Origin of the sequence: uncultured Exiguobacterium sp. (assembly GCF_964277885.1) — a bacterium.
In the GTDB taxonomy this organism is placed as follows: Bacteria; Bacillota; Bacilli; order Exiguobacteriales; family Exiguobacteriaceae; genus Exiguobacterium_A.
Window position 1 is genome coordinate 1,064,094 of record NZ_CAXYJR010000005.1, and the last position, 15,861, is coordinate 1,079,954.

Genomic DNA, 15,861 nt, shown 5'->3' on the forward strand with positions numbered 1-15,861 from the left:
ACCTTCATGTTAAAAAAGAGGGTTTTTTAATGAAAAATTGTAGATAATTGAATTGTGAAGGATAATAATATGGAAACTATAAACGAAATTGGGGAAACATTGAAATTTTATCGACAGCTGAACAGTTTATCACAAAAAGACATCAGTGCAGGAATCTGTAGCCAGGCTGAAATTAGCAAAATTGAAAATGGTAAGGTGATTCCGACCGTTGAGTTATTACATCAACTTGCTAAAAAACTTCGTGTACCTGTATCCAAACTCGTTAAAGATGATGCTGAACATCGTTTGGAACATGCTCATAGTCTTGATCAAACACTTCGTAAGCTAGTGAGAGAAAATAAATTTGATGAATGCCTCTATGTTATAGAACAAGTCTCTTCGAGTCGATTATCTGATGAAGTAAGGCGCATAGTAAGATACTATGAAATCGTAGTTGCCTACCGGCAGCATCATGTTGATTATCGAACGACCTCAGTTTTATTTACACGATTGATTGATCAAGAAGATTTACAGGTGCAGGACCCAATTCTTTACTTTCGAGTCAAGATGGCGCTCTCCATTTTATATGCGGAGTGCAAACAGTATCAACAAGCAGAAAAAATATTTGATGACGTATTGCAGTTAACGGCAGAAATCAACGGTTTAAAAGAAGAACGACTTAAAGTCCTTTATAATTATGCGAAGTTATTATATAAATTGAATCAGTCAGATAAGGGACTTGGTATCATTGAGGAAGGGATACTGCTCAGTCGAAAATTGAAACAGACATCCTACTTAGCACACTTCTATTATCAGCGTGGCGAGTTTCATGAACGGATGGAAGTAGACGGCATGCAGACGAAACATGACTATATGATGGCCTATGAATTGTTTTCTGCCTTTCAGATGAAACAATATGCTGAAATCGTTATAAAGACGAAATGTTCTTTTTTACAGTTAATGCCTGACTAGGATCACTTCTTAATTTACGAGAGAAGAGGAGAATCGTTGCGTATCGAGTCATTTGGTAAACAAATCAAACAACTACGAATTGAAAGAAAATTGACACAAAAAGAATTAGCGAAGGGTGTATGCAGTCAAGCGGAATTAAGTAAGATTGAAACTGGGAAAGTAATACCAACGATTGATCTTGTTCAACGTTTTTCTCAAAAGTTACGTATTTCAATGGATCAAATCTTCATCGATTCAAATGAAATAAATCTATTTGAGCGCTATGATGTAAAACTATCGGACTTTTCTAGGCAACGTCAATATGATGAGATGCTTGAATTCATGAAACGTTTACCGATTAACCTTCCAGCTTCCGTTCAGTTATTGATTCATTATTTTGAATGGGTCGCTCGTGAAGGGAAAAAAGATATCGATTATCGAACATGTATTTCTCAGTTGCTTCGCTTATCGGATGAACAACAAATGGAAACAGAGTATCCTGTTCTTTACTTACGTATCCGGATGTCAGTCGCAAACTATTATTATTTGAACGGACAATATCGATACGCGAGAAAAATCTATCAAGAATTATTAACCTATGATTATTCGACCGATACGCTAAAAAAGTTACTATGTAAAGTTCTATATAACTATGCGCAACAGCTTTATTTTCAAAATGATTTTGAAACAGGTCTAGAGATTACTGAAAAAGGAATCGCTTTATCTGTTGAACGAAAAATTACAGCGATGTTAGGTCACTTCTATTATCAAAAGGGATGTTTTTATGAAGAATTGATGTCTCCAGAACGCGATATTCGTGATGCGTTCACCTATGCCTACACCCTTTTTACTGCTTTTGATAATGAAAATCATGCCGCGCTAGTCCTGAAAGGGAAAAAACAATTTCTCTACTTTCAAATGTAATAGTGAAAGTGAAAGAAAGGAGTATATTTTGAAACATCTACCTGTCTCAATTGGCTATGAAATTAAAAGAATTCGAAAAGAAAAAAAGATTACACAAGCTGAGTTGTGTGAAGGCATCTGTAGCCAAGCTGAAATTAGTAAAATCGAAAACGGAAAAAATTCACCTACCATCGATTTGCTACAACAAGTGGCAAAACGGCTGAAAGTACCATTATCGATGTTGTTCCAAGATCATTTACGAAGTGATGTCTTTCAATCGTATGATGAACAGTTGGCAAATTTGTTACGTACTAATCATTATGTAGATGCACTTAAACTGATCAAACATCTATTGTCTACAGCAGGATATGAACAAGTACGTGATTTAGCATTATTTTATCAAATCATTGTGCAGGAAAAAAGCGGTCAACTTCATTACTTAGAAGCCGTTCAATCATTCGAACAGTTACTAAATAAGGAACACCTTTGGTTTGACTCAGCTACTTTGTATTTGCGGATTCAGTTGGAGATGGCGAATCTGCATGTCCATTATGGTGATTTTGAATTGGCAGATGACCTTTTTCAGAATTTGATTCAATTAAAATATGAAACGATCGAATTAAAAAAAGTTAGAATCAAGATTTTATATAATTATGGACAACAACTGTCTATGCAAAAAAAATACCTTGCTGGTCTAAAAATCACCGAACAAGGTATTCAGGAAAGTCTTCAGATGGAAGACGGTCATTATTTAGGTCACTTTTACTTTCAACGGGGATACTTTACTCAACAATTGAGTGGTGATATCTCAGATATCCAACGGGATTTTACGATGGCTTATTCCTTATTTCGAGCATTTGATATGCCGATTCATGAAAAACTGCTTCTGGAAGAACACGCAGAGTATATTCTGTTCCTCACTTAAAATGAAATACCAAATTGTCGACACTCTCGAAGTGCCTGTTCAATCAATTCAAGTGCACGATCGGGGTATTGTTGATGCCCTTCTAAAATGACTGTCGATACATCATCAATTCCGAAAAATGCTAATAAGTCTAACATATAGCGAACCGCGTGTTCATTTGGTGCTTTCTCTTTTGTCGAGTAATCACCACCGCGTGAATGAATCAACAGCACTTGTTTGTCTTCAACAAGTCCGATCGAACCCTCGGCTGTATAACGAAACGTTTGACCAGCCTGTGCGAGGTAATCCATATAGTTATGAAGCGGTGCAGGAACCGTTAAGTTCCACATCGGAAATGAAAAAACGACCTTATCAGCATCTAAGAATCCGTTTAAATATTCTTGAAGCCGTTGCGCATGAATCGCATCATCTCCCGTTAATTCCTCCCCTTTAAATAGTCGACCTGCCGCGTTAGCAAGCTTTAAATCAAAGAAGGGGAGACGTTCCTCAAATAAATTCAAAACGGTGATTTTGTCCTCAGGATGATTTTCACGATAAGCATTCAGGAAGGCATCATTTAATTCAGAACTAATGCCTTTTTTTTGATGTGTGCTATCGTTTGCTTCGATAAATAGTAAATGAGACATAATGATCGCTCCTTTCTATACCTATCTATTCCCATTCTAATCGAAATCATGACTTCCCATTTTTTTATTATTTCTAGAAAATTCAGGTTTTATTTCGGTTCTGATAAGGAAAATAAACGACAGGAACTAGAAAGAGGGGATGGCGGTGAAAACACAGCGACGTTCTTCCAATAGTCAGCAATATCATCGAGAAATTCGGGCAAATTATCAATTGTTCGGGATGATCATTTTTGTTTTGACGAGTTGTGGTGCCATTTTATATATTGTTGCTAACCTATTTAGTCGTTCCGGTTTAAACGGGGAGGATTGGATACGCGCGCTCGTCATTGCGAGTGCCGGGGTTGTGCAATACTTCATCGGTAAAAGTACATTGTCAGACCGGTTAAAACCACATATGATGTCGAGTGTTTTTTTATTGATTCCTTATATATATTTTCCATTCATCGATCGGGGAGTTCAAACAGTTTGGGCATGTGCCCTTCTCTTCATTTTATCGTCCTTAGTCGTCATCAACCGGACAATGCTGCTGTATGCAACAAGCATTACGACGGTTTCTCTTCTTTATATTTGGTATCAAACTCCATTTCTAGAGAATACGACGATGTTTGCTTCTGACCATATCGCCCGGATCGGACTCATATTAATTGCGACGATTATCAGTCTGCTGATTCATAATCAATATGTGACACGTCTCGAGAGAAATATTGACTACTTAGCCCGTCTACAAGAACAAGCATTTACGGATCCTGTGACAGGTTTATCAAACCGCTCTTCGTTTGTCATTGAAGTGGATAATAAAAAACAAGACGGCGATATGATTTGTCTCGTGGATTTAGATGATTTCAAAACTGTAAATGATGCATTCGGTTACCGCACTGGTGACCGTACATTACACATCATTGGTCGGCGATTGATGAACCGCTTTCCAGATTGTACGATTGCAAAAGCGAGTGGGAGTGCCTTTTTGTTACACGCACCAGCTCATCACGATGCACGAACGCTATGTGATGACATTTTAATAAGTGTATCAGAGCGTGTTCAAATCGACTTTAAGCAGATTAATGTAACTGCAAGCATCGGTGTTTCATACATGAACGCTGAAACAACAGATCATGTCATCAATGATGCGGAGATTGCATTATTTACAGCCAAAGCAAATCGAAAGAATACGTATGCGATCACAGACTTAGCAACGCAAAATGAAAGGAAGCGAGCGCTTCAACTAACGCGTGATTTATACGATGCAGAATTAGATCGAGACTTCTTTATTTTATTTCAACCTCAAGTCAATGCACGAACGCGTAAAATTACAGGTGTAGAAGCTTTAATTCGTTGGAATCATCCGGAATACGGTTTTGTTCCACCAGTTGAGTTCATTCCACTCGCAGAAAGAACGCGATTCATTGAGACATTAGGGCGATGGGTCATGCGTCAAGCCTGTCTTCAGGGAAAAACTTGGTTGGAAGAAGGGAAGGAACCTATAACGATTTCAGTGAATGTTTCGCCGTGGGAATTACGACAACCTGATTTTACGAATCGAGTACTCACTATATTGAAGCAAACAGGTTTTCCTCCGTCACTTCTTGAAATCGAGATGACGGAACACATTTTTATCGAAGGAACCGAGCAAATCATAGAGACGCTAAACGTACTCCATTTGTATGGCATACGAATTGCACTTGATGATTTTGGAACCGGCTTCTCATCGATGCAATCGCTTGTAGAACTTCCGTTCGATCAATTGAAAATTCCAAAAGAAATTGTTCAAGAAGCAATTCATTCTGAAAAGAAACGAGCGATGATCGAGACGATCATTCAATTGGGAAAACGATTAGATATGACAATCGTAGCAGAAGGAATTGAAATTGAAGAAGAAGCAACATTGCTTGAACGTATAGGATGTCAGACGTTACAAGGATATCTCTTCCACCGCCCACTACAACCACGGCAATTAGAACATTTTTTAACGATGTATCGGGAAGGATAAACAGGTATCGCACAATTTAATTTAATAAGCAAACAGGCGATGGACACATTCCATCGCCTGTTTGCATTGCCGTATACGAGATAATAAATCAGAGATACCGGGCAAAACGGCGCTCGAGAATCTCTTGAATGACTGCGATACAGGAGCAGATTCCCCAGTAAATGAACGCTACCACAAAATAGACGGTCATATAGTCGAATTCGCGTCCACCGACGATCTTTGCCTTTTGAAAAATTTCAGGGACAGTAATCATGGCGGCAAGCGACGAGGCTTTGACTAGATCAAGCAATACGTTTGAAAGCGGTGGGATGGCGATTCGGATCGCTTGTGGCAAAATAATACCAACGAACGTTCGATATCGCGATAAACCAAGCGAAGCTGCCGCCTCTTCTTGACCACGATCAATCGATAACAAGGAGGAGCGAATGATTTCAGCCATGTACGCAGCACTATTCAAACTAAAACCGGTAATTGCTGCTGTTAACGCGTCCAGTTGAATATTGATGACCGGCAGTCCAAAATACAACATGAACAGCAACACGAGAATCGGAACACCTCGCATGAACGAGATGTAGGCGCTCGCTCCAATACGCAATACTCGAAAACGAGACAGACGGCAAAGGGCAAGGATTAACCCGATTCCGAGACCAATGGTCATACTGAGCAAGGAAATCCATAGCGTCTGTCCCAGTCCACTTAAAATATAAGGAAACGATTCGACCGCCAATTCCGGATTGAAGACGGACCGCCAATCAATCGAAGACATCGTTAATTCACATCAACGATCGTCGTTTTGACGTCAGGCATTTGGGAAACATCTTTTCCAGCATAGAATTGCTTCGAAATTTCCTTTAATGTGCCATCTTCCTTCATTTTATCGAGTTGTTCGTTAATGTTGGATTGAAGTTCCTTGTTATCTAAATCCATGATTAAACCAACCTGACTTGGATTATAAGCGATATCAGGATGAATCGTAATATCGAAGTCCTTGAAGAAATCGACAGCGAGTGTTTGCAAGTAGTAATCATTCAAGATGACGTCTGTTCGACCATTTGAGACATCTCGTAGATACTGATCGTTCGTCGCGTTATCGTACGTGATTTCTTTTGCACCGTATTTTTTAGCAATCTGCATATATGTCGTTGTAGCTTCTCCGGCAGCTTTTTTACCTTTCAAGTCTTCAAGAGACTTGATGCCTGATAAATCACTTTTACGGACGATTGCCGTACCATACGTATATTTATATGGTTTTGAGAACGCGAATTTTTCTTTACGATCATCGGTGATCGTAATGTCGTTAGCAGCGAGATCGACTTGACCTGTATTGACGCTTGTCAACATACCGTCGAATGACATCTCTTTGAATTTCACTTTCAAATCAAGACGCTTTGCTACTTCTTTGACGACTTCGACATCAAATCCAGTCAACTTATTGTTTTTCTCTTCATGGTAAGATGTCGGGAAAAGTGTACCAGCCGTCGCGACAACAATTGTGCCATCTTTTTGAATCTTGTCATATGCGGTTGCCTTCTCCTCTTGCTGACCACATGCGCTTAATAAGATCGAGCTTCCTGCGATCAAGAGACCCGTAAATTGCATTGTTTTTTTCATCGTATGATTCCTCTCTCTACTTCCATGATCAATAACTCTTTTCATAGTTAAAAATACCACGGAATCTTATGTTCGGGCAAAGTAATACACGCACAAAGTGTAGAATTCAACTAAAAAAAATATTGAATGAATATCCATGTTTATGTAAGCGTTATCAATGTTGATATATGGTATTTCTATCTTCAAAGGTTAAATAAAATGGTGATTATGCATAGTAGCGAATAAACATAAAAGAGTGTAAAGTATAATTTAACTGAATATACAGAAAATTAAGAAGGCAAGGAGAGTGCTACCATGACATTTCATCAGTACCCTGAACAGCAGGGATTATACGACCCTCGTATGGAACATGATGCGTGCGGGATCGGGGTTTACGCACATCAAACAGGACGAGCGAGTCATGAAATTGTTGAACATGCATTGGCCATGCTTTGTCAAATGGAACATCGTGGTGGACAAGGAAGCGATGCGAAGACGGGAGACGGGGCGGGTATTTTAACGCAATTACCAGATCGTTTGTTTCGTGAAACGGTTCGCCACATTTCCTTCCCTAAAAAAGGGGATTATGGCGTTTTCATGATGTTCTTACCACGTGAGGAACGGGAACGGATGCGACTCGAACGAACATTAGAATCCATCATCTTGACAGAAGGACAAGACGTCTTAGGATGGCGTACTGTACCTGTTCAGTCAGAAGTGCTTGGGTCGGGTGCTCGCCGCACGGAGCCAGTCATTCGTCAATGTTTTATAGGTGCACAGGCGATGGAAGGATTGACATTTGAACGAACACTCTTTTTGATTCGCCGCGCATTTGAACGTGAATCGGAGCAACTCGGTCTTGAACAATACGTCCTGAGTAGCTCGAGTGAAACAATTGTTTACAAAGGACTCGTGACGACGGATCAATTGCGCGCGTACTTCGATGACTTACGAGACGAGCGTTATCAATCAGGATTTGGTATCGTGCATTCGCGTTTTAGTACGAATACGTTTCCGAGTTGGAAACGCGCCCATCCGAATCGTTATTTGATTCACAACGGCGAAATCAATACGTTGCAAGGAAATATTCGGGCGATGCGCGGTCGAGAACGTCGACTGGCCGAGACGACGTATGGTAATCGGGCAGAGGAAGTGTTACCGATTCTAGATGAGACAGGTAGTGACTCGTCGATGCTTGATAATGCGTTTGAGTTTCTTCATCTGTCCGGACTCTCGCTCGCTGAGACTGCACTGATGCTCGTACCGGAACCATTCGAACATGCCGAGATCAGACCTGCGAAGCGCGCGTATTATGAGTACCACAGCAGCATGATCGAACCGTGGGATGGTCCGTCTGCGATCGTCTTTACGAACGGAAAACAGATTGGTGCGACGCTTGACCGAAACGGTTTACGCCCAGCGCGATATGTATTGTTACGCGATGGTCACTTCATGTTGTCGTCAGAAGCAGGAGTACTCCCTCTTCGTGAACAAGACATTTTGTACAAAAAACGATTGGCACCAGGTGAACTGCTTTTACTCGATTTTGCGTCCGGTCAGTTGATCGCAGACGAAGAGATCAAACGGGAACTCGCGACACGTCACCCCTACGCAGAATGGCTCGCTCAAGAAGTCGTGTCCCTCTCAAGTAACGACTTCAAGGAAACGCTCGTCGATCTTGGTACGAAACAACGACACTTCGGATATACCCGTGAAGATATCGATCAATACCTGATCCCCCTCGTCGAAGAACAAAAGGATCCGTTAGGTGCGATGGGGACGGATATACCGTTAGCGGTCTTAAGTGAACGACCTCAATCCTTGTTCCGTTATTTTAAACAGCTGTTCGCACAAGTCACGAATCCACCGATCGACGCGTTACGCGAAGAGATTGTCACCTCGACGCTGACATGGCTTGGTCGACAAGGGGAGCTGTTGACGCCGAACCGCGCGAACTGTCGTCGTGTGCGCTTAGAGACACCGATTCTGCGACCAGACGAAGCCCATGCGCTTAAACATAGTGGCTTCAAGCAAAAAACGATTTCGACGACGTTTACTGATTCGCTTGCAGAAGCGCTCGAAATGGTCGTTGATGAGGCTGTAACCGCTGCCCGGAATGGGTACGAATTATTGACATTATCGGATCGTCTCGTACGCCCCGGTACATTGCCGATGCCGATCCTTTTAGTGACGAGTGCGATTCATCATGCGCTGATCCGCAAGGGATTACGTACAAATCTCAGCTTAATCGTTGAAGGTGGAGAGATTCGTGAAGTCCATCATGTCGCGATGTTGCTCGGATACGGTGCGGATGCGATTTATCCGTACCTGGCATATGCGACGCTTGAAGAAGCGGTAGGCGATCGGTTTACGGATGTCGACAAACGTTACCAAAAAGCAGTCACGGAAGGCGTCGTCAAAGTCATGTCGAAGATGGGCATTTCGACGGTCTTCAGCTACCGGGGCGCGCAAATCTTTGAAGCAGTCGGAATCGATCGCGCCGTCATCGAACAGCATTTCACTGGTACGGTTTCTCAATTAAGCGGAATGACGCTTGAACTAATGGAAGAAGAAGTCCGCCGAGCACAACAAATTGCAGATGAACGGATTCATTTAGAATCCGGCAGTGTCTTCCGGTACCGTCAAGCGGGAGAACATCATGCCTTCAACCCAGCAACGATTCATTTGTTGCAACACGCATGCCGGACGAATGATTACCGGCTCTATCAAAAGTATACACAACGCATTCAGGAGGAACCGGTAACGGTGCTACGACATCTATTGACGTTCAAGGAGACGACGGCAATCCCGATCGAGGAAGTCGAGCCTGTCAGCGAAATCGTTAAATACTTCAAAACGGGTGCGATGTCCTACGGCTCGTTATCTAAAGAAGCGCACGAGACGCTTGCGATCGCGATGAACCGATTAGGTGGTAAGAGTAATAGCGGTGAAGGCGGTGAAGAAGAGGAACGGTACGAACGGGATGAAAATGGTGACTTCCGGATGAGTCGGATTAAGCAGATCGCTTCTGGTCGTTTTGGGGTGACGAGTCATTACCTCGTTCACGCGGACGAATTACAAATCAAGGTGGCACAAGGTGCGAAACCTGGTGAAGGCGGTCAATTACCTGGTGAAAAAGTCTATCCGTGGATTGCGCGGGTGCGTGCATCGACACCGGGTGTTGGATTGATTTCCCCCCCACCACATCACGATATCTATTCGATTGAAGATTTGGCCCAGTTGATTCATGACTTAAAACGTGCGAACGATCAAGCCCGGATTAGCGTCAAACTTGTCGCAAAAGGTGGCGTTGGGACGATCGCGGCTGGGGTTGCGAAGGGTCTTGCGGACGTCATCGTCATCAGTGGTCATGACGGCGGCACGGGTGCCTCGCCGAAGACGAGTATTCAACATGCTGGACTGCCATGGGAACTTGGTCTTGCTGAGACCCACCAAACGTTGACATTAAATGGGTTACGCGAGCGTGTCGTCCTTGAAACCGACGGAAAACTCTTGACTGGTCGCGACGTCATCCTCGCCGCGATGCTCGGAGCGAATGAGTATGGGTTTGCGACAGCGCCGCTCATCGCTGTCGGCTGTATCATGATGCGTGCATGTCATCTTGATACGTGTCCTGTAGGTGTCGCGACACAAGATCCAGAGCTCCGTAAGAAATTCACGGGATCTGCCGATGACGTCGTCCATTTCATGACGTTCATTGCTGAGGAAGTTCGAGAACATTTAGCGAAACTCGGTGTAAAACGACTGCAAGACCTCGTAGGGCGAACGGACCTACTCGAACCATCGGAGCGACAACGGACGCATTGGAAAGCGAAGAGTCTTGATTTTTCGCGTCTACTCGTCCATGTGACACACGGTCCGGCTGAACAACAACAGCATCATGTCGAGCGTTCCTTTGACGCGCGTGAAATCGCGCCGTATTTAGAGTCGGCAGATTTCAGTCAGCCTCAGACACTACGTTTAACGATTCAAAATACAGACCGTGCGATCGGAACACAGACCGGTGCCATGCTGACAAGACGATTTGGGGCTCTTGGTCTGCCGACGGATCGATTGAAACTCGAACTGAATGGATCTGCCGGACAAAGTTTAGGCGCGTATTTACCACGCGGCGTAACGCTTGATGTCACGGGAGAAGCGAATGATTACGTCGGGAAAGGCTTGTCCGGAGGTATCATCGCCGTTCATCCTCCACGTTCGATTTCGTTCGTCTCGTCCGATCAGTCGATCATTGGTAATGTTGCACTTTACGGGGCAACGAGTGGAGAACTTTATGTCAACGGTCAGGCAGGTGAGCGATTTGCGGTTCGAAACAGTGGAGCCGTCGCCGTCGTCGAAGGAATCGGAAACCATGGACTCGAGTATATGACCGGTGGATCCGTCGTTGTCCTTGGCGATGTCGGAAAAAACTTTGCAGCCGGTATGTCAGGTGGTGTCGCCTATGTCTTGCCGCGTCATCCGGAACAATTTTTACAACGTGTCAACCGAGAACTTGTTACGACGGGACCTGTCACGCATGTTGAAGAGATTGCGCGACTGAAGACGTTCATCGAACGTCACGTCACACGGACCGGAAGTGAGCAGGGAGATGCGATTCTAGCGAACTGGGATCATGTCATTCATTCGTTCATCCGCGTCATTCCTTCGACGTATGAGAAAGTGACGACGTTGATGGCTGATTTCGCTAAACAAGGACACAACACCGAAGAAGCGATGTTGCTCGCATTTGAGACACATCTAGGGCGCAGAACAGGAGGGGTACGATGAAACGACGCGATCAATTCATGACAGTTGCTCGTTCGGGTGGAACGGAACGACATCCAAGCGAACGAGTGGGTGATTTTAAGGAATACAAGACGGCTTTGACGGAAGCAGAAGCGAGTCAACAAGCCAGTCGATGTATGGATTGCGGCACCCCATTTTGCCATGTAGGGGAAGTATTTGATCAAGTGAAGATTGGTTGTCCAGTCTATAACTTGATTCCGGAATGGAACTTACTCGTAGAAGAAGGACGCTTTCAAGAGGCACTCGATCGCCTTCTTGAGACGAATAATTTTCCGGAATTCACAGGTCGCGTCTGCCCAGCGCCATGTGAAGGATCGTGTACGTTGTCGATTCATGAACCTGCGGTTGCGATCAAAGATATCGAACGGACGATCATCGACATTGGCTTTGAAAAAGGATGGGTCGTGCCCCGAATTCCAGCAATACGATCAAAACGTTCGATTGCCATTGTCGGCTCGGGTCCTGCCGGTCTTGCGGCTGCCGATCAGTTGAATCAAGCCGGTCACCAAGTGACGGTCTATGAGCGGGAAGATCGGATCGGCGGATTACTGACATATGGTATACCAGCGATGAAACTCGATAAAGAGGTCGTACAGCGCCGTGTTGATTTGCTTGAAGCAGAAGGGATCCGCTTCCGGACGAATGTCACGATCGGTGTAGACATCACACTCGAGACACTTGAATCAGAATATGACGCGGTGATTTTATGTGTCGGCGCGACGGAACCACGCAAATTGATGGACGCGCCAACGCGTGGAGTTGGTTATGCGATGGATTATTTGAAAGGGGTGACACGCCACGTGCTCTCGCAAGAACCGTTGTCTGCTGAGCATGACGCAAAAGATAAAGATATTCTCGTCATCGGTGGAGGCGATACCGGAGCGGACTGTGTGGCAACAGCACTCCGTCAACGTTGTCGCTCCGTCGTCCAATTCGGTAAACATGAACAACCGGGAACGACACGTGCAGCAGGCAACATGTGGCCCGATACACCGTCACTCTACTCCATCGATTATGGGTACGCAGAAGCTTTTCAACAATTCGGTCGGGATCCCCGTGAATACTTGATCGCCATCAAACGGTTTACAACAAGTGAATCGGGTCAAGTCACCGGTGTCTGGACGATTCAGACGACGAAAACAAAAAATGAATCGGGGGCAGTGATCTTCGAGGAAATCGAAGGGAGCGATCGTTACTTCCCGGTCGATCAAGTTTGGATCGCCATCGGATTCAGTGGTGTCGAAGAGAATGTACTCGAACATTTAATGGTCGCGTCGGAACGAGGAAGAATCAAGACGACGCGTTACGCGACGAACCGTCCAGGTGTATTTGCCGCAGGTGACGCAAGACGGGGTCAATCATTGATCGTCTGGGCGATTCGCGAAGGTCGTGAAGTAGCGGAAGCCGTCGGACAATATTTAAAAGCAATGCAACAAACCGGCTAAATTACATCGTCTGGATTTTCTGGCATTATCAGAAATCCAGGCTTTTTTGTGTTTGGCAAAGAAATCTGCCAGTTCCAAAATAACTATTGATTTTGTTTCAAGGTGAAACATCGAAAATATTTCTGCTATTCTTATAAAATGAAGAGGAGGTATGACGAATGAATTCAGAAATCATCTATTTCGTATGTGAGAGTGGAATGGCGAGTAGTATCATGGGGGCTACGATTTTAAGAAAGCGCTTACTTGAATGCGGTATTACGACAGACGTCAAGACATGTCGGATCGCAGAACTACCTGATCAGGCATCTTTCATCGTCGGAGAAACACAACTCGTCCATCGACACGTATGGAAAACACATTGTTCTGTTTATCCAGTCGATCGGATTCTTGATCCGACTGAATATGACGTCATCCTCGAATCTTGGCAGAAAAGAGTGAGGCTGCATGACTGAATTTACACCACGGGAACATGATATCTTATTTTTTCTCTTATCACGCGAGGAACCTGTTCAAATACAAGAGATTGCGGAAACGCTCGAGACGTCGGAACGAACGATTCAACGTGAACGCGATCGTCTTGCCCAGTCTTTAGAAGATCATGATTTGCGTTTGACATATGTCCGCGGCAGAGGCCTCTTAATTGAAGGAACGGACGAAGCCAAACATGCATTACGGGATCAACTCTTGTTATCACATAAACAATTACCGAACGCTGAAGATCGTCAAGTCGAGTTAGCGTATCGGCTACTACAAGAAGAAGGGATGGTCAAATTACAGGCAATCGCCCATGCGATGTATGTGGCTCCGAGCACGGTTAGCCAGGATTTAGAGCGGATTGATGAGTGGTTTCTACAATATGACCTTGAAATCAAGCGCAAAAAAGGGATTGGTGCCGAAGTCGTCGGCGAAGAAATCAACAAACGCCGTTTACTGATTTCATTGATTTTTACGCAATGGGATGTTCTCGCTTTCTATCGATTGTTACAAGGCGACGCTGGGCAATTACCTCATCTGTTACGCATGAATCGAACATCCTGGCTTGAGATGATCAATCAAGCGTACGCGGTCATAGCGCCATTGACGAAAGAAGGGCGCCTCAATGACCGACAAATCATGCGTGCGACACTCAGCTTAGCGTTACAAGCGTTACGCAAAGATCAGTTTCCAATGCGTTACGAGTTAAAAGCATATCCGGTCGAAATCCTCAAATGGGTGGAACGCGTCGAAGAACGATTACCTGACACGTTGTCGATTGCCGAACGCCAATGGTTATCAGAAGAATTGCGTGCTTTTTTTCAATCGGACGCAGGAGATACGGAAGAACTCGTCACACGCCTTCGTGTAAAACGATTGATTGAGCATGTCTCCTTACTATATGGAACGAACTTTACCAAGGATCATGCGCTAGAACGTGGACTCGTCTCGCATATTCAATCGTACACCCGTCAAAATAGTGTCAATCCGTCCTATGTCATCAAACAAATCGAACGGGAATATCCGCGCTTGTTCGATGCGGTCAAACAAGCAGCACTGTCGATCTTCACTGATGCGACATTTGAAGACGTAGATTTAGCATTTTGGGTCATGCATTTCGGTGCCGTTCTCAGCAAACCGACACCAAAACTTCCATATCGTGTTCTAGTCGTTTGCTCTGCTGGACTCGGTTCCTCGAAGTTACTGATGAATAGGCTACGGCAAGAATTCGCTGAACTCGAGCACATCGATAACTCATCCCTGTTTGGCATCGAACGGTTACCAATCGACTCGTACGACTTTGTATTGTCGACTGTACCATTGCCTGACATTCGTCCACCACATCTTCTCGTCAACCCATTGCTTCCTCAGGATGAGGTCGAACGGATTCGGAAATTAATTCTCGCCTTGCCTAAATCCTTTCAGCCGGCACCGCGAAAGACGAAAACGGAATGGCTCGAACTTGAGCAATTGCATCGGCTCGTTGCATCGTCCATTCAAGTATCGGACGGATTCCGAATGGAACGGTTAGAGCGGGTGGGCGATGGGATTGAATCGCTCTTGTTTGAGATCAGTACACGCATGGTCGAGCAAGGATTGGCGAAGTCAGCTGTTTCGCTCTCTGGACAATTGCTACGTCGTCATGAGATGTCAGGTCTTGGTATTCCGGGAACGCGGCTTGCGCTGTTTCACGGACGCGATGCGACGATTCAACGAGGGGGATTCCTCATCTTTGAATTGCCTGAACCGATCGACTTGCTCGGAATGGATCAACAGTTACAATCCGTCGAACGGCTCCTCGTCTTGGTCGCACCGGAAGAGACATCGAATGAACTACTTGAATTACTCAGTTCGATCAGTGCTGCGATCATCGAGAGTCCCGAACAAATGGATCAATTCGAGTTCGGAGAGGAACAGACGATTCGTCTGCTTTTGAATCGAACGTTTCGAACGGTCATTGATCAATTCCTAGGTCACACTTGAAAAAATCCCTGTCACTCCATTCCTGAAGTGACAGGGATTTTTTTATGTCAAGCAGGCTTCTTTTCAGTCTGTCCAACTTCTTGGACAAAGACTGAACTAGGAAAGATTGAGTAAGCGCTTGCAGTACTCTTACAATAAGGTCATAGCAAAGCAATCATCTTATCAACTCATACACGAAATGGAGGCTAACGC

The 15,861-nt window shown here is 44.4% G+C and carries 11 protein-coding genes; 8 read left to right on the top strand and 3 right to left on the bottom strand.

Annotated features, from left to right (window positions below):
* Positions 1-69: 69 nt before the first annotated feature.
* The 3 genes from ACHWTJ_RS07055 to ACHWTJ_RS07065 are packed head-to-tail and all read left to right on the top strand — an operon-like array spanning position 70 to position 2,758.
* The gene (locus ACHWTJ_RS07055) at positions 70-951 is read left to right on the top strand and encodes a helix-turn-helix domain-containing protein (protein WP_394679306.1); all 882 of its coding nucleotides are present in this window, start codon (positions 70-72) and stop codon (positions 949-951) included.
* 36 nt (positions 952-987) lie between these two features.
* Positions 988-1,854, top strand: coding sequence for a helix-turn-helix domain-containing protein (locus tag ACHWTJ_RS07060; RefSeq protein ID WP_394679307.1), 867 nt, complete (start codon positions 988-990; stop codon positions 1,852-1,854).
* Between the two features lie 28 nt (positions 1,855-1,882).
* Positions 1,883-2,758, top strand: coding sequence for a helix-turn-helix domain-containing protein (locus ACHWTJ_RS07065; RefSeq protein WP_394679308.1), 876 nt, complete (start codon positions 1,883-1,885; stop codon positions 2,756-2,758).
* Here ACHWTJ_RS07065 and ACHWTJ_RS07070 read toward each other — a convergent pair.
* Complete coding sequence (locus ACHWTJ_RS07070) at positions 2,755-3,384, bottom strand: FMN-dependent NADH-azoreductase (protein ID WP_394679309.1); 630 nt, start codon at positions 3,382-3,384, stop codon at positions 2,755-2,757. The two genes, ACHWTJ_RS07065 and ACHWTJ_RS07070, sit on opposite strands and share 4 nt — an antisense overlap.
* A gap of 145 nt (positions 3,385-3,529) precedes the next feature.
* Here ACHWTJ_RS07070 and ACHWTJ_RS07075 point away from each other — a divergent pair, with 145 nt between their 5' ends.
* Positions 3,530-5,371: a putative bifunctional diguanylate cyclase/phosphodiesterase gene (locus tag ACHWTJ_RS07075; RefSeq protein ID WP_394679310.1), complete on the top strand. Its 1,842-nt coding sequence runs from the start codon at positions 3,530-3,532 to the stop codon at positions 5,369-5,371.
* Positions 5,372-5,459: 88 nt separating this feature from the next.
* Here the strand turns inward: ACHWTJ_RS07075 and ACHWTJ_RS07080 are convergent, their stop codons facing one another.
* On the bottom strand, positions 5,460-6,137 hold the full coding sequence (locus ACHWTJ_RS07080) for an amino acid ABC transporter permease (protein WP_394679311.1): 678 nt from the start codon (positions 6,135-6,137) through the stop codon (positions 5,460-5,462).
* Between the two features lie 2 nt (positions 6,138-6,139).
* Positions 6,140-6,982, bottom strand: coding sequence for a transporter substrate-binding domain-containing protein (locus ACHWTJ_RS07085; RefSeq protein WP_294741083.1), 843 nt, complete (start codon positions 6,980-6,982; stop codon positions 6,140-6,142).
* 294 nt (positions 6,983-7,276) lie between these two features.
* Here ACHWTJ_RS07085 and gltB point away from each other — a divergent pair, with 294 nt between their 5' ends.
* The 4 genes from gltB to ACHWTJ_RS07105 all read left to right on the top strand — a co-directional run bounded on the left by gltB (position 7,277) and on the right by ACHWTJ_RS07105 (position 15,669).
* A complete protein-coding gene (gltB, locus tag ACHWTJ_RS07090) occupies positions 7,277-11,749 on the top strand; it encodes a glutamate synthase large subunit (RefSeq protein ID WP_394679312.1) in 4,473 nt (1,490 codons plus the stop codon).
* Complete coding sequence (locus tag ACHWTJ_RS07095; RefSeq protein ID WP_394679313.1) at positions 11,746-13,212, top strand: glutamate synthase subunit beta; 1,467 nt, start codon at positions 11,746-11,748, stop codon at positions 13,210-13,212. The genes gltB and ACHWTJ_RS07095 overlap by 4 nt, the downstream gene beginning before the upstream one ends.
* A gap of 158 nt (positions 13,213-13,370) precedes the next feature.
* A complete protein-coding gene (locus ACHWTJ_RS07100; RefSeq protein ID WP_294745780.1) occupies positions 13,371-13,664 on the top strand; it encodes a hypothetical protein in 294 nt (97 codons plus the stop codon).
* A complete protein-coding gene (locus ACHWTJ_RS07105) occupies positions 13,657-15,669 on the top strand; it encodes a BglG family transcription antiterminator (protein ID WP_294750375.1) in 2,013 nt (670 codons plus the stop codon). The genes ACHWTJ_RS07100 and ACHWTJ_RS07105 overlap by 8 nt, the downstream gene beginning before the upstream one ends.
* The last annotated feature ends 192 nt before the right edge of the window (positions 15,670-15,861 follow it).

Bases quoted from the DNA above. Each gene is read 5' to 3' on its own strand.
- ACHWTJ_RS07095 (WP_394679313.1), top strand. From the start codon at position 11,746: ATGAAACGACGCGATCAATTCATGACAGTTGCTCGTTCGGGTGGAACG.
- ACHWTJ_RS07105 (WP_294750375.1), top strand. From the start codon at position 13,657: ATGACTGAATTTACACCACGGGAACATGATATCTTATTTTTTCTCTTA.
- ACHWTJ_RS07085 (WP_294741083.1), bottom strand. From the start codon at position 6,982: ATGAAAAAAACAATGCAATTTACGGGTCTCTTGATCGCAGGAAGCTCG.
- ACHWTJ_RS07100 (WP_294745780.1), top strand. From the start codon at position 13,371: ATGAATTCAGAAATCATCTATTTCGTATGTGAGAGTGGAATGGCGAGT.
- ACHWTJ_RS07080 (WP_394679311.1), bottom strand. From the start codon at position 6,137: ATGTCTTCGATTGATTGGCGGTCCGTCTTCAATCCGGAATTGGCGGTC.
- ACHWTJ_RS07055 (WP_394679306.1), top strand. From the start codon at position 70: ATGGAAACTATAAACGAAATTGGGGAAACATTGAAATTTTATCGACAG.
- ACHWTJ_RS07070 (WP_394679309.1), bottom strand. From the start codon at position 3,384: ATGTCTCATTTACTATTTATCGAAGCAAACGATAGCACACATCAAAAA.
- gltB (WP_394679312.1), top strand. From the start codon at position 7,277: ATGACATTTCATCAGTACCCTGAACAGCAGGGATTATACGACCCTCGT.